The organism is Sorangium sp. So ce363, assembly GCF_051520435.1.
Classification (GTDB): Bacteria; Myxococcota_A; Polyangia; order Polyangiales; family Polyangiaceae; genus Sorangium; species Sorangium cellulosum_B.
In genome coordinates this window covers 11,420,038-11,434,931 of record NZ_CP150333.1, presented here as the reverse complement: position 1 = coordinate 11,434,931, position 14,894 = coordinate 11,420,038, and the positions used below count along the sequence as shown (strand labels likewise).

The following is a 14,894-nucleotide window of genomic DNA, read 5'->3' as shown; positions in this document are numbered from 1 at the left end:
CATGGCGAACAACAAGAAGGACGTTGAGTCGATTCACTATCTCTCCCCGCTCCAGCAGGGGTTGCTCTTCCATGCGGTCTCGGACCGGTCCACGGACCCGTACTTCGTGCAGGCGGCCTTCCTGCTGGAGGGACCGCTCGATCCGGACGCCTTCGAGCGCGCCTGGCAGGCGCTCGCGGAGCGGCACACGATCCTGCGCACCGGCTTCGTCTGGGAGGGCGTCGCCAGGCCGGTGCAGGTCGTCCGGCAGCGGGCGACGATCCCGGTGGCGCGCCACGATCTCCGCGGGCTCGCCGCGCGCGAGCGCGAGGAGGCGCTCTCCGCGCTCATGGCCGCGGACCGGCGCGCCGGCTTCGACCTGCTCAAGGCCCCCCTCATGCGGGTCACGCTGGTGCGGCTCGCGGACGACGCCCATTGCTTCATCAACAGCCATCACCACCTCTTGCTGGACGGGTGGGGCTTCGCCCTCCTGCTGAGAGAGGCGCTGTTCGCGTATCAGGCGCTCGTGCGGGGCGCGATCCCCGAGCTGCCGCGGGCGCGCCCGTACCGGGAGTACCTCGCGTGGGTGCAGGCCCAGGACGAGGGGGCGGCCGAGCGGTTCTTCCGCGGCGCGCTGGCCGGGTTCCGGACGACGACGCCGCTCCCCCTGGGGGCCGCCCCGGCCGCGGCCGCGGCGGGCGACGGCGCGTTCCCCTTCGCCGAGCAGGAGCTGCGCTTCTCGCGGGAAGAGACGCAGGCGCTCGCGGCCTGCGCGCGCCGCCTGCGCGTCACGCTGAACACCCTCGTGCAGGGCGCGTGGGCCCTCCTGCTGTCCCGGCACAGCGGAGAGCCCGACGTGGTCTTCGGCGCCACGGTGTCCGGCCGGCCCCCGGAGCTCCCCGGCTCCGAGGCCATCGTCGGCATGCTGATCAACACCCTGCCGGTGCGGGTCCGCGTGGACGAGCACGAGCCGCTCGCCGCGTGGCTCCTGCGGCTGCAGGACCGGAACAGCGAGCTGCGCCAGCACGAGTGGACCCCCCTGTCCCTCGTCCAGCGCTGGAGCGAGGTGCCGGGCGGGCAGTCGCTCTTCGACACCCTGGTGGTGTTCGACAGCTACCCCGAGGAGGACGTCGGCGGCGCGCTCCTCGACCTGCGCGTCCGCGCCTTGCCCCGGCCCGGCGGCGGGCGCGAGGGCGGCGCCCTGCTCACCGCCGGACGCAACAACTACCCGGTGTCGCTCATCGTGGAGCCGGCGGGCGATCTGGGCCTGATCCTCTGCTACGAGCGCCGCCGCCTCGCGCACGACGCCGCGGCCAGCCTGCTCGCCCAGTGCCGCGCGCTGCTCGAGGCGATGGCGGCGCGGCCGCACGCACGCCTGGCCGAGCTGCCCCTCGTGGGCGCCGCCGAGCGGCGGCGCCTGCTCACCGATCTGAACGCGACGGCCACGGCCTCCCCGCCGGCGGCCTGCGTCCACGAGCTCTTCGAGGCGCACGCCGCCGCGCGGCCCGACGCGCTCGCGGTCGCCTGCGAGGAGACGGCGCTGACCTACGGGGAGCTCGACCGGAAGACGAACCAGCTGGCGCGGAGGCTGCGGGCGCTCGGCGTGGGGCCCGAGGACCGGGTCGTCCTGTGCATCGAGCGCTCGGCGGAGATGGTCCTCGCGCTGCTCGGCGTGCTCAAGGCGGGCGCCGCGTATGTGCCCGTCGACCCGAAGTTCCCGCGCGATCGGCTCCGCGCCGTCGTGGAGGACAGCGGCGCGCGCGTCGTGGTCACCCAGGAGCAGTGGGCCGGCGTGTTCGACGGGCCGGGGCCCTCGCTGCTCTTCCTGGACCGCGACGCGAGCGCCCTCGCGGCCGAATCCGACACACCGCTCGGCGAGACGGCCCGGCCCGGCAACCTCGCCTACCTCATCTACACGTCGGGCTCGACGGGGCGACCGAAGGGCGTGGCCGTCGAGCACCGCCACCTCGTGAACTACGTGCGCGGCGTGCTCGCGCGGCTGCCCCTCGCCGAGGGCGGCGGCATGGCGCTCGTCTCGACCGTGGCCGCGGACCTCGGGCACACGTCGCTCTTCGGCGCGCTCTGCTCGGGCCGTGCGCTGCACGTCCTGTCCGAGGCGCGGATCTTCGATCCCGACGCGACCGCCGAGTACATGAGCCGCCACGGGGTCGACGCCCTCAAGATCGTCCCCAGCCACCTCGCCGCGCTCCTCGAGGCGGCGCGCCCCGAGCGCGTACTGCCGACGCGCTGCCTCGTGGTCGGCGGAGAGGCCTCGAGCTGGGAGCTCATCGAGCGGATCCGGACGCTCGCGCCGGGCTGCACCGTCGTGAACCACTACGGCCCCACCGAGACGACCGTTGGCTCGCTCACATGGCAGGTCGACCCAGCGGGCGGCCGCTCCGGAACGACCGTGCCCATCGGACGGCCGCTCCCCAACACCCAAGCGTATGTCCTTGGTGTAAATTTTGAACCGGTACCGGTGGGCGTGCCCGGGGAGCTCTACCTGGGAGGAGCCGGCGTGACGCGCGGCTACCACGCTCGCCCCGAGCTGACGGCGGAGCGCTTCGTCCCGGATCCGTTCGGGGGCGTCCCGGGGGGTCGGCTGTACCGCACCGGGGATCGGGTGCGCCTCCTTGCGAACGGCGCGATCGAGTTCCTCGGGCGCACCGATCACCAGATCAAGCTGCGCGGCCACCGCGTGGAGCTGGGCGAGATCGAGGCGCGGCTGCGCGAGCAGCCCGAGGTGCGCGAGGCGGTCGTGGCGGCGCGGGACAGCGGCGGGGCCGTGCGCCTCGTGGCCTACGTCGTGGCCCGCGAGGCGGCGGCGCTCGACGCGGAGGCGCTCCGCGCGCGGCTCGCGAAGCAGCTGCCCGACTACATGGTGCCCGCCGTGATCGTGCCGCTGCCGGCGCTGCCGCTCACCCCGAACGGCAAGATCGACCGCGCGGCGCTGCCGGAGCCCGAGCGGGCGGGCGCGCCGGAGGCCGGCGGCTTCGTCGCGCCCCGGAACGAGGTCGAGGCCACCCTCGCCCAGATCTGGGCCGACATCCTGCGCGTGGAGCGGGTCGGCATCCACGACAACTTCTTCGCCCTCGGCGGCGACTCCATCCGGAGCCTCCAGGTCATCGCGCGCGCCAACCAGCGCGGCATCAAGCTGAGCCCGAAGCACCTGTTCGATCACCCCACGGTGGCCGCCGCCGCTGCGGTCGCGGCGTCCGGCCCCGCGGGCACAGGCCAGGCGGGAGCGCCGCCGCAGGGCGAGCCGTGCCAGGCGGCGCCGTGCGCGCCCGCGCCGCCGCCGTCGCCGTTCTCGCTGAGCGGCCTCACGCAGGACGAGATCGCGCGCAGCCTGCCGGAGACGTCGGGGCTCGATGACGTCTACCCGCTCTCGCCGATGCAGGAGGGCATGCTCTTCCACACCCTCCTGAACCCCGGCTCTGGCATCTACCTGATGCAGCAGCACTACGTGTGGCGCGGCCCGCTCGACGCCGGCCGCCTCGTCGAGGCCTGGCGCCGGGTGGCGGCGCGGCACCCGATCCTGAGGACGTCCTTCGTCTGGAAGGACCTGGAGCGGCCGCTCCAGCTCGTCCACCGCGAGGTCGACCTCTCCGAGGTGATCCAGGTCATCGACCTCCGCGATCTGACCGAGGCCGAGCAGGAGAGGCGCGTCGCCGAGACGCTCGAGGCCGAGCTCGCCGCCGGGCTCGACATGACCCGGGCGCCGCTGATCCGGATCCGGCTGTTCCGCCTGGCGGAGGACGCTCACCGCATCGTGCGGAGCTTCCACCACATCCTCACGGACGACTGGTGCTTCTCCGTGATCATGATGGAGTGCCTGTCTTATTACGAGGCATCGGTCGCGAGCCGCGCGCTGGAGCTGCCCGAGCCGCGCCCCTACCGGGACTACATCGCCTGGCTCGCGCGGCAGGACCTCTCGGCGGCCGAGCGGTTCTGGCGCGAGGAGCTCCGCGGCTTCGCCGAGCCGACGCCGCTCGGCATCGATCGGGCCGCCCCCGACGGCGCGAGGGCCGGGGTGAGCGACGAGTTCGTCGAGCTGCCCCCGGCCATGACCGAGGCGCTCCTCCGGATCGCGAACCAGCATGAGCTGACGCCCAACACCCTCGTGCAAGGGGCCTGGGCGCTCCTCCTGAGCCGCTACAGCGGCCAGCGCGACGTCGTGTTCGGCGTGACCGTGGCAGGCCGCCCGACCGATCTGCCCGGCGTGGAGACGATCGTCGGCCTGTTCATCAACAGCCTGCCGCTCCGGGTGCGCGTGTCGCCCGAGCAGCCGCTCCTGCCGTGGCTCAAGGGCCTCCTCGCCCACAACTACCGGATCCGCGAGTTCGAGTACCCGCCGCTCGTGGAGATCCAGCGGTGGAGCGAGCTCCCCAAGGGCCTTTCGCTGTTCAACAGCCTCCTCGTCTTCGAGAACGCGCCGAAGGATCCGCGCCTCGGGGAGCAGGTGGGCGACGTCGGCCTCTCCTACGAGCAGGACCGGGTCCACACGAACTACCCGATGACGGTCGTGGCCTACCCGGGCGCGGGGCTCGGCATCCGGCTCTCGTACGACCGGCGCCTGTTCGATCGCGACGCCGTCGCGCGGATGCTGGGCCACCTGATCCAGCTCCTGGGAGAGATGGCCCGCCGCCCGGAGGCGCGGCTCGGCGACCTCTCGCTCCTCGACGAGCGCGAGCGCCAGAAGCTCCTGCGGGAGTGGAACGACACGAGGGGCGCGGAGCCCGCCGCGCCGAGCTACGTGGCGCTCTTCGAGGCCCAGGCGCGGAGGACGCCGGACGCGGACGCCGTCACGTGCCGCGGGCGCCGGCTCAGCTACGCGGCCCTGAACCGCGCCGCCAACCAGGTGGCCCACGCGCTGCGCGCCCAGGGGGTCGGTCCGGACACGATCGTGGCCGTGCTCGAGTCGCGCGACATCGAGCTGGTCGTCGCGGTGCTCGGCGTGCTCAAGGCCGGCGGCGCGTACCTCCCGCTCGATCCCCACCAGCCGGAGCAGCGCATCGCCGGCGTCGTCGAGGCGAGCCGGGCGCCGGTGGTCGTGACCTCGGACGCGTGGGTCCCGCGGCTCGCGAAGGCGCTCGCGCACCTGCCGGAGCCGGCGCGGCCGCGGTTCGTGACGCGCGAGCGCCTCGCCGCGCAGCGCGGGCCCGCGCCCGAAGGCGACCTGCCGCGGCTCGCCGGCCCCGGCCACCTCGCCTACGTGATCACCACGAGCGGGTCGACCGGCGTGCCGAAGGGCGCGATGGTCGAGCACGCGGGGATGCTCAACAACGTGTGGGGGAAGATCCCCGCGCTGGAGCTCGGCCCCTCGGACGTGATCGGCCAGACCGCGTCCCAGTGCTTCGACATCTCCGTGTGGCAGCTGCTCTCGGCGCTGCTCTGCGGCGGCCGCGTGCACATCGTCCCCGAGGAGATCGTGGGCGATCCGCGGCGCCTGCTGGAGGAGGCCGAGGCGCAGGGGATCACGGTCCTCGAGCTGGTCCCGTCGCTCCTCAGGGAGCTCGTGGCGGCCGATGAGGACGCGCCGCGCCTCGCGCGCCTCCGGTGGATGCTGCCCACCGGCGAGGCGCTGACGCCCGACCTCTGCCGCCAGTGGTTCGCGCGCCACCCCCGCGTCCCCCTGATGAACGCCTACGGTCCGGCCGAGTGCGCCGACGACGTCGCGCTGCACGTGATGACGGCGGCCCCGGGGCCGGAGGTCACCCACGTGCCCATCGGCCGGCCCGTGCCCAACGTGGGGCTCCACGTCGTGACGGGCGACGACCTCGCGCCCGTCGGCGTGACCGGCGAGATCTGCGTCACGGGCATCGGCGTGGGGCGCGGTTACCTGAACGACCCCGCCCGGACCGCCGAGGCCTTCGTGCCCGACCCGTTCGGCGGCGCGCCCGGCGCGCGCATGTACCGCACCGGCGATCTCGGCCGGCGCCTCGCGGACGGCACCCTCGAGTTCGCGGGGCGGCGGGATCATCAGGTGAAGATCCGCGGCTTCCGCATCGAGCTCGGGGAGATCGAGGCGCGCCTCGCGCGGCACCCGGAGGTCCGGGAGGCCGTGGTCACGGTCCGGGAGGAGCGCACCTCGGGCAAGCGGCTCGTGGCCTATGTCGTCGGCGAGGGCGGCGCGACCCCTGCGCCCGAGCGCCTGCGCGACTTCCTGAAGGAGGCGCTGCCCGACTACATGGTGCCGCCCGTCTTCGTCGCCCTGCCCGCGCTGCCGCTCACCCCGAACGGCAAGGTGGACCGCAAGGCGCTGCCGGCGCCGGAGGCGCCCGCGGTCGATGCGGGGAGCGCGGCGGCCGGCGCCCCGACGACGCCGACCGAGGAGGCCCTCGCGGGCATCTGGGCGGAGGTGCTGGGGATCGAGCGGGTCCCCGTCCACGCGGGCTTCTTCGAGCTGGGCGGGCACTCGCTGCTGGCCACGCAGGTCGTGTCGCGCGTGCGCAAGGCGCTCGGCGTCGAGCTGCCGCTCCGCAGCCTGTTCGATCACCCCACGGTGGCGGAGCTCGCCCGCGACGTCGATCGGCGCCGCGCTCCGGCCGGCGGCGCGCCCGCGGCCGCGGCGCCGCCGCTCGTCGCGGTGCCGCGGCAGGGGCCGCTGCCGCTCTCGTTCGCGCAGCAGCGCCTGTGGTTCCTGGCGCAGCTCGAGCCCGACAGCGCCGGGTACAACATGACCGCGGCCGTGCGCGTCGAGGGGGAGCTCGACGTCGCGCTCCTCCGGGAGAGCCTCGCCGCGCTCGTCCGGCGCCACGAGTCGCTGCGGACCACGTTCGGCGTGGCCGCCGGCGAGCCGGTGCAGGTGATCGCCCCCGAGGGCGCGCCGGCGTTCGAGGTGGTGGACCTGTCGGCGACGCCCGCCGCGGAGCACGGCGCGGCGGTCCAGCGCCTGGCCGCGGACCGCGCGGAGCGGCCGTTCGACCTCGCTCGCGGGCCGCTGCTGCGGCTGACCGCGATCAAGCTGCGCGACGACGAGCACGTGCTGGTCGTCGTCGTCCACCACATCGTGGCGGACGGCTGGACCATGAACGTGCTGGTCGCGGACCTGGCCGAGCTGTACGCGGCGGCGAGGGCCGGGCGGCTGCCGGCGCTGAAGCCGCTGCCGGTCCAGTACGCGGATTTCGCGGTGTGGCAGCGGAGCTGGATGCAGGGCGCGACCCGCGAGGCGCTGCTCGGCGCCTGGCGCGAGCGGCTCTCCGGGCCCCCGCCCGCGCTCGATCTGCGCCCGGATCACCCGCGGTCCGCCGCGTCGACCTACCGCGGCGGGCGCCACACGGTCGCGGTGGACCGCGCGCTCTCCGAGGCGCTGCGCGCGCTCGGCCGGCGCGAGGGCGCGACGCTCTTCATGACGCTGCTCGCGGCGTTCAAGGTCGTGCTCCTCGGCCGCACGGGCCAGAGCGACGTACTCGTCGGCACCGACGTCGCGGGCCGCAACCGCGCGGAGACCGAGGGGCTGATCGGGTTCTTCGTCAACCTGCTGGTCCTGCGCACGGATCTCGGCGGCCTGCCCACGTTCCGGGAGCTCCTTCAGCGGGTCCGGGAGGTCACGCTCGACGCGTACGCGCACCAGGACCTGCCGTTCGAGCAGGTCGTCGACGCCGTGCGGCCGGCCCGCGAGCCCGGCCGCCACCCCCTCGTACAGACGCTGTTCGTGCTGCAGAACGTGCCGGCGTCCGAGATCTCGCTGCCCGGGGTGCGCTTCAGCCCGGTGGATCTCGACCGGGAGGTGTCGCGGTTCGACCTCGGCGTGTTCGTCGAGGAGGGCGACGAGGGGCTCACGTGCGCGTGGAAGTACCGCGCCGATCTGTTCGAGCCGCCGACGATCGAGGCGATGGCGGCCCACTTCATGGCCGTGCTGCGGGCCATCGTGGACGACCCCGAGCGCCGCGTGACGGCGCTCGCGGCAGCGGAGAGGAAGGAACGCACCATGGAAGGACGCGCGCGCGACGAGGGCCGGCTCCGGAGCCTCAAGCGCATCACCCCCCGCAAGGTGGACGTGGGTCCCCGCGCGCTGGTCTCTACCGGCACGCTGGGCGACGGGCCGCTGCCGCTGGTCGTGAGGCCCGCGGTGGACGACGTGGAGCTCGCGGCCTGGGCCCGCGAGGAGCGGGCGTTCGTCGAGGAGCAGCTGCTCCGGCACGGGGCCGTGCTGTTCCGCGGCTTCCCGATCAAGTCGGCCCCGGAGTTCGAGCAGGTCGCGCAGGCCATCTGCGGCGAGCTGTTCGGCGAGTACGGCGATCTTCCGCGGGAGAAGACGGGGCAGCACATCTACAGCTCGACGCCCTACCCGGCCGACAAGGCCATCCTGTTCCACAACGAGAGCTCGCACCTGCCGCGCTGGCCGCTCAAGCAGTGGTTCTTCTGCGTGCAGGCCGCGCCGGAGGGCGGCGCGACGCCGATCGTCGACTGCCGGAGGCTCTACGAGGCGCTCGCCCCCGACGTCCGGGAGCGCTTCCGGCGGTCGGGGCTGCTCTACGTGCGGAACTTCACGCCGGGCTTCGACGTGGGCTGGCAGGACTTCTTCCACACCACGGATCCCGCGGTCGTGGAGGAGCGCTGCCGCGCGGGCGGCATGCGGTGCGAGTGGCTCGCGGGCGGCCGGCTGCGGATCAGCCAGCGCGGGCCGGCCGTGCTCTCGCACCCGAAGACGGGAGAGCAGGTGTTCTTCAACCAGATCCAGCTGCACCACCCGGCGTACCTGGAGGCGCCGGTGCGCGAGTCGCTGCTGGCGATGGTCGGCGAGCAGTGGCTGCCTCGCAACGTGACCTACGGCGACGGCGCGCCGATCGAGGTCGAGACGACGCGCGCGCTCGGCGAGGCCTACGAGCGCTGCGCCGTGCGGTTCCCGTGGCAGGAGGGCGACATCATCCTGCTCGACAACATGCTCGTGGCCCACGGCCGCGATCCGTTCTCGGGCCCGCGGAAGATCGTGGTGGCCATGGGCGAGATGATCACGGCCGAGCGGGCGGCGCAGGCGTCGCGGGCGTCGGATGGCGCGGTGGCGTCATGACGATGCAGGTCAGCGAGCTCGGGCCGAGCGTGCAGGGCGTGCGCCTGTCGCCGCAGCAGCGGCGCCTGTGGGCGCTCCACCGGAGCGGAACCACGGTGTTTGCGCGCGGGTTGATCCGCCTGGAGGGCGACCTCGACGCCGCGCGCATGGCCGGCGCCCTCGGCGAGGTCGTCGCGCGCCACGAGATCCTGAGGACGACGTTCCGCCGGGATCCGCGCCTCAAGTTCCCGCTGCAGGCCGTCGGCGGGGCGGCGCCCGCGTGGCACCGGGTGGATCTGGGCGGCCGCGCGACCGGCGAGCAGGAGGCGCACGTCGAGGCGCTCTGGCGCGAGGCCGCGCGGCTCAAGGTCGACCTCGAGCGCGGGCCGCTGCTCCACGTGTGGCTGGTGCGCCGCGCCGAGCGGCTGCACGACCTGCTCGTCGCCGCGCCCGCGCTCTCTGCCGACGCGTGGACGCTGGACCTCCTGTTCCGCGAGCTGGCCGAGGCCTACGCCGGCGGCGCCGGCGAGCGGCAGGAGGCCGGGGTGGAGCCCGTGCAGTACGCCCAGTTCGCCGAGTGGCAGAACGATCTCGTCGACTCGGCGGAGAGCGCTCCGGCTCCTTCGGGGATACCCGTCGTCCTCCCGTTCGAGGGCGCCGCCGAGGAGGGCGGCGCTTCCGGCGAGGTCGTCGACGTCGACGTCGACGCGGCGCTGCTCGGCCGGCTGGAGTCGCTGGCCCGCGGCGAGGGCGCCTCGCTCTCGTCGGTACTGCTCGCGGCCTTCCAGCTCCACCTCGCGCGCCTCACCGGCGCGCGGGAGCTCGTCGTCGCGGTGGCATCGGCCGTGCGTAGGATCGAGGACGTCCAGGAGGTCATGGGCCCGGTGGCCAAGTGGCTCCCGGTCCCGTGCCGCGTGGACGAGGCGCAGCGGTTCGCCGAGCTGGTGCGCCGGGCTCAGGCGGGCGTCGACGAGGCGACCGAGGAGGAGGAGCACTGGAACCCCGACCTGCCGGACGCCGGGGGGCCCGGGAGCACCGTCGGCTTCGAGTTCTCCTCGCTCCCCGAGCCCAGGGTGGCGGGCGGCCTCGCGTGGCACGTCGAGCGCCAGTGCATGGGCGCGGGCGGGCTCAAGCTCGCGCTCTCGGCCCAGCGCGGGCGGGGCCGCGTGCGCCTCTCGCTCTGGCACGACGCGCGCCGCTGCGGCGCGGAGGGCGCCCTGGCGATGGCCGAGCAGTACCGGGCGCTGCTCGGCAGCGCTGCCGAGGCCTGGTCGGAGTCCGCCCCGCGCCTCGGCCTGCTCGGCCCCACGGAGCGGGCGCGGCGGCTCTCCGAGGGCCGGGGGGCGGCGCACGACGTCGCGCCCCCGCGGTGCCTGCACGAGGCGTTCGAGGAGCATGCGGCGCGGCAGCCCGAGGCGCTGGCGGTGGTCGCGGGCGACCGGCGGCTGACCTACCGCGAGCTCAACCAGCAGGCCAACCGGCTCGCCCACCACCTCCGCCGGCGCGGCGTCGGCGGCGGCAGCCCGGTAGGCCTCTGCGGCGAGCGATCCGTGGACATGATCGCTGGCCTCCTCGGCATCCTGAAGGCCGGCGGCGCCTACGTGCCGCTCGACCCGCACGCCCCCGTGCAGCGGCTCACCCAGCAGATCCGGCGCGCGGGCTTCTCCGTCCTGCTCACGAACGCGCCCGTCCGCGCCCGGCTGCCGGACCTGCCGGACACCGATTGCGCCGTCCTCTCCCTGGACGACGCGGCGCTGCTCGACGGCGAGCCCGAAGGCGACCCGGCCGTGCCGGTGCTGCCCGACGATCTCGCGTCCGTCGTCTTCACGTCGGGCTCGACCGGTGAGCCCAAGGGCGTCGGCGTCACGCACCGCGGGATCGCCAGCTACACGCGCTCGGTGTGCGAGGCGCTCGGGATCATCGAGGCCGGGCTGCACTTCGCGACCGTCTCGACGTTGAGCGCCGACCTCGGCAACACGAGCATCTTCGGCGCGCTCGCCTCGGGCGGCTGCCTCCACGTGATCGGCTACGAGACGGCGACCGACGGCCGGCTCTTCTCGGAGTACTACCGGCGCTGGCCGATCGACGTGCTGAAGATCGTGCCGTCGCACCTGAGCGCGCTGCTCGACACGGGCGAGGGGGCGGCGGTGCTGCCGCGGCGGCTCCTGGTGCTCGGCGGAGAGGCGCTGCCGTTCGCCCTCATCGAGCGGATCGCGGCGCTCTCGAGCGGCTGCGCCGTGGCGAACCACTACGGGCCGACCGAGACGACGGTGGGCGCGCTGGTCTTGCCGCTGCGCGAGCTGCGCGACCGGCGCGGGTGCGCGTCGGTGCCGATCGGCCGCCCGCTGGCCAACGCGGAGGCGTACGTGCTCGACGAGCGCCTGGAGCCGGCGCCCGTGGGCACGGTGGGCGAGCTGTACCTGGGCGGCGCCGGGCTCTCGCGCGGATACCTGGGCCAGCCGGATCTGACCGCGGAGCGGTTCGTGCCGCACCCGTTCGGCGTGGGCGCGCGCCTCTACCGGACGGGTGATCGGGCGCGGTACCGGCCCGACGGCGCCATCGAGTTCATGGGCCGGCGCGATCACCAGGTGAAGATCCGCGGCTTTCGCGTGGAGCTCGGGGAGATCGAGGCGCGGGTCCGGGAGCACCCCGCGGTCGGGCAGGCGGTCGTCATCGCCGCGCGCCAGGACGGCGCGGTCGCGCCGACCATCGTCGCGTACGTCGTCCCCCGGGAGGGAGCGCTCGACGAGGCCGCGCTGCGCGCGTTCCTCAAGGACCGGCTCCCTGAGTACATGCATCCGAGCGACTTCGTGCTGCTGCACGCATTGCCGCTGACCGCGAACGGAAAGGTCGATCGCAAGGCGCTGCCCAGCCCTGCCGCGCGCCGGCGGCGCGAGTACGTCGCGCCGCGGACGCCGGTCGAGGAGACGCTCGCGGCGATCTGGGCCGACGTCCTGGGGCGCCCGCAGGTCGGCGTCGAGGACAACTTCTTCGACCTCGGCGGGCACTCGCTGATGGCGATCCCGCTGATGCACCGGATCCAGCAGGCGCTCGGCGGCGCGCTGTCGTTGATGGCGATCTTCGAGGCGCCGACGATCGCCGGGCTCGCCAGGCTGCTCGACGCCGGGCGTCCGGCGTCGAGCGTCGTCGAGCTCCGCGCGGGCGGGTCGCGCCCCCCGCTCTTCTGCGTGGACTCCTCGGGCCTGCACGTCATGGCCTACCAGGGCCTCGCTGCGGCCATGAGCGAGGAGCAGCCGGTGCTCGGGCTCGATCTGGGCCCGTCGCTCGCGGAAGACGCCGGCGCGCTCTCGCTGCCTCGGATCGTCGAGCGGCTGTCGCGCGAGATCCGGGAGCGGCAACCGCGCGGGCCGTACCGCCTCCTCGGGTGGTCCGTGGGCGGCGTGCTGGCGCTCGCCGTCGCGCGGACGCTGGAGGAGCAGGGCGAGCGGGTCGCCTTCCTCGGCATGCTGGACTCGCAGCCACGCACGCGCCTCTACGCGACGGGCGAGCCGGATGTCGTCGAGGAGCTGGCGGCGTACATCGATCAGGGCCGCAGCGCGGAGCTGCTCGCGCTCGCGCCGGCGGAGCTCGACGCGCTGCGAGCGCGGCTGAAGGGGCTGAGCGACGGCGATCGCGTGGCGGAGGCCGTGCGCTGGGCGCAGGCCCGCGGCTTCGCGTCGAGCGACATCCCGCCCGCCGCGTATTACCACCGGTACGCGCTGCTCCGAGGCGCGGCCCTGCTCACGAAGGATCTGCCGCAGCGGTGCGTCGCGGCGCCGATCCACGTGTGGTGGAGCGCCGAGACGATCGCGCACCACGGCGGCCCGCCCATGGACTGGCAGCAGTACACGGCGGGAGCGGTGCGCACAGCGATTCTTCCCGGCGATCATATCGCCGCCGTGCAGGGGGCCGACGCGCATGCGCGCGTACGCGAGACCCTGGAGGTCCTGGACCCGGCAGAGCGCGCCCTGGAGCGCCCGGAGCGGAACAACCCTTCTCACCAGGGAGTCACCCCATGAGTCTGTCTGCAGCTTCCAGTTTGCCTGTGTCGGACCCGGTGCCGGCGGTCTCCAGATCGCCCCTTCACGCGGGCCTCGCCGCGGAGCTCGGCGAGCGCCACCGGCGGCGCGCGCTGTACGAGCTCGGGGATCACCCCTTGCTCGAGCGGCAGCGGCAGCGCGAGTCGAACGCCCGCTCGTACCCGCGGCGGCTGCCGCTGGCGCTCTCGCGCGCGCAGGGCGTGTATGTGGAAGACGTCGAGGGGCGCGTGTTCCTCGATTGTCTGGCCGGGGCCGGCACCCTGGCGCTCGGGCACAACCACCCGGCGGTCACCGACGTCCTGGTGCGGACGCTGCACTCCGGTCTACCGCTCCACACGCTCGACCTCACCACGCCTGTCAAAGATCGCTTCACGCAGGACGTGCTCGGCGTGTTGCCGGCGACCTTTGCCCGCCATGCGCGCGTCCAGTTCTGCGGCCCCACGGGGGCGGACGCCGTCGAAGCCGCGCTGAAGCTGGTCAAGCTCGCGACCGGGCGCGGCACGGTGCTGGCCTTTCAGGGCGCGTACCACGGCATGACGCAGGGCGCGCTCACCCTGATGGGCAACCTCGGGCCCAAGGCGGCGCTCGGCTCCAGCCTGCAAGGCGTGCAGTTCCTGCCGTATCCGTACGAGTACCGCTGCCCGTTCGGTCTCGGCGGCGCCGCCGGCATCGCGGCCTCGCTCGCGTACATCGGCAACCTGCTGTCCGATCCGGAGAGCGGCGTGCCCACGCCTGCTGCCATCATCGTCGAGGCGGTGCAGGGCGAGGGGGGCATGATCCCGGCGCCGGTCGCCTGGCTGAAGGGGCTGCGGGAGCTGGCGACGCGCCATGATATCCCGCTGATCCTCGACGAGGTGCAGACGGGCTTTGGCCGCACCGGGCGCATGTTCGCGTTCGAGCACGCCGGCATCGAGCCGGACGTGCTGGTCCTGTCGAAGGCGCTGGGCGGCGGACTGCCGCTCTCGGTGGTGGTGTATCACGAGCGCTTCGACACCTGGCGTCCGGGCGCCCACGCCGGCACGTTCCGCGGCAACCAGCTCGCGATGGCGGCGGGCTCGGTCACGCTGTCGGTGCTGCGCGCGGAGCGCCTGGACGCGGCGGCCGCGGAGCTCGGCGCGCGGCTCATGGCGCAGCTCACCGCGCTCGCCAAGGAGCACGCCTGCATCGGCGACGTGCGCGGGCGCGGCCTGATGGTCGGCGTGGAGCTCGTGGACGCGGCGGCCGCGCCCGACGCGCTCGGGGCGCGCCCTGCCCACCGCGACCTCGCCGGGCGCGTGCAGCGCGAGTGCCTGCGGCGGGGGATGATCGTGGAGCTCGGCGGCCGCCACGGCAGCGTGGTGCGGTTCCTGCCGCCTCTGACCATCACCGCCGCCCAGATCGACGAGGTGACGCGGATCTTCGGTCAGGCGCTGGCGGCGGCTTGTCTGTAGTTGAGCAGCTCCAGGCCCGTCCCGCTGGTGTCGGTTTTCATCCGCTGGCCACGCGGGTGCCGGAGGTCACCCATCCCTTCGAGGCCGGGATATCCCATGCACGGTTCTACAGTTTTGAACGTTTGCATTCAGAGCAAAAATGGAGGAGCCATGACAGTTAGACATTGCATCGCGATCGCCGTCCTGTCCGTCTTCATTGGGATCTGGGGGGTTAATGCATCGGCAGCGGAGAGCCAGAGCGCGTCGGCAAAAGAGATCCCGGGTGACGATCGTTTGAAGCCGGACGAGGCCACGCCTCTATCGTGTGACCCAATCGCCTGTGACATTGATTGTTATACGCGGACGCTGGGCTACTGCCTTGGGTTCTGTCGCAATGGCGCTTGCGTCTGCATAAACGTTGATTACGGCTACGTATGCAATTGATGTCGACGCGAGCCTAGCGCCGGTCGC

3 protein-coding genes are annotated in these 14,894 nt (G+C 73.8%); all 3 read left to right on the top strand.

Translation table 11 applies throughout. The annotated features are described in order from the left end of the window. The first annotated feature begins 1 nt into the window (after position 1). From WMF12_RS43080 to WMF12_RS43070, 3 genes are read left to right on the top strand one after another with little or no spacing between them, the layout of a single operon-like run. Positions 2-8,995, top strand: a complete 8,994-nt coding sequence (locus WMF12_RS43080; RefSeq protein ID WP_437854519.1) for an amino acid adenylation domain-containing protein — start codon at positions 2-4, stop codon at positions 8,993-8,995. Further along, positions 8,992-12,993 carry a non-ribosomal peptide synthetase gene (locus WMF12_RS43075; protein ID WP_437854518.1) on the top strand — a complete coding sequence of 1,334 codons (4,002 nt, stop codon included), beginning with the start codon at positions 8,992-8,994 and terminating at the stop codon, positions 12,991-12,993. The genes WMF12_RS43080 and WMF12_RS43075 overlap by 4 nt, the downstream gene beginning before the upstream one ends. Beyond that, positions 12,990-14,444: a diaminobutyrate--2-oxoglutarate transaminase gene (locus WMF12_RS43070; protein WP_437854517.1), complete on the top strand. Its 1,455-nt coding sequence runs from the start codon at positions 12,990-12,992 to the stop codon at positions 14,442-14,444. Before WMF12_RS43075 ends, WMF12_RS43070 begins: the two co-directional genes overlap by 4 nt. The last annotated feature ends 450 nt before the right edge of the window (positions 14,445-14,894 follow it).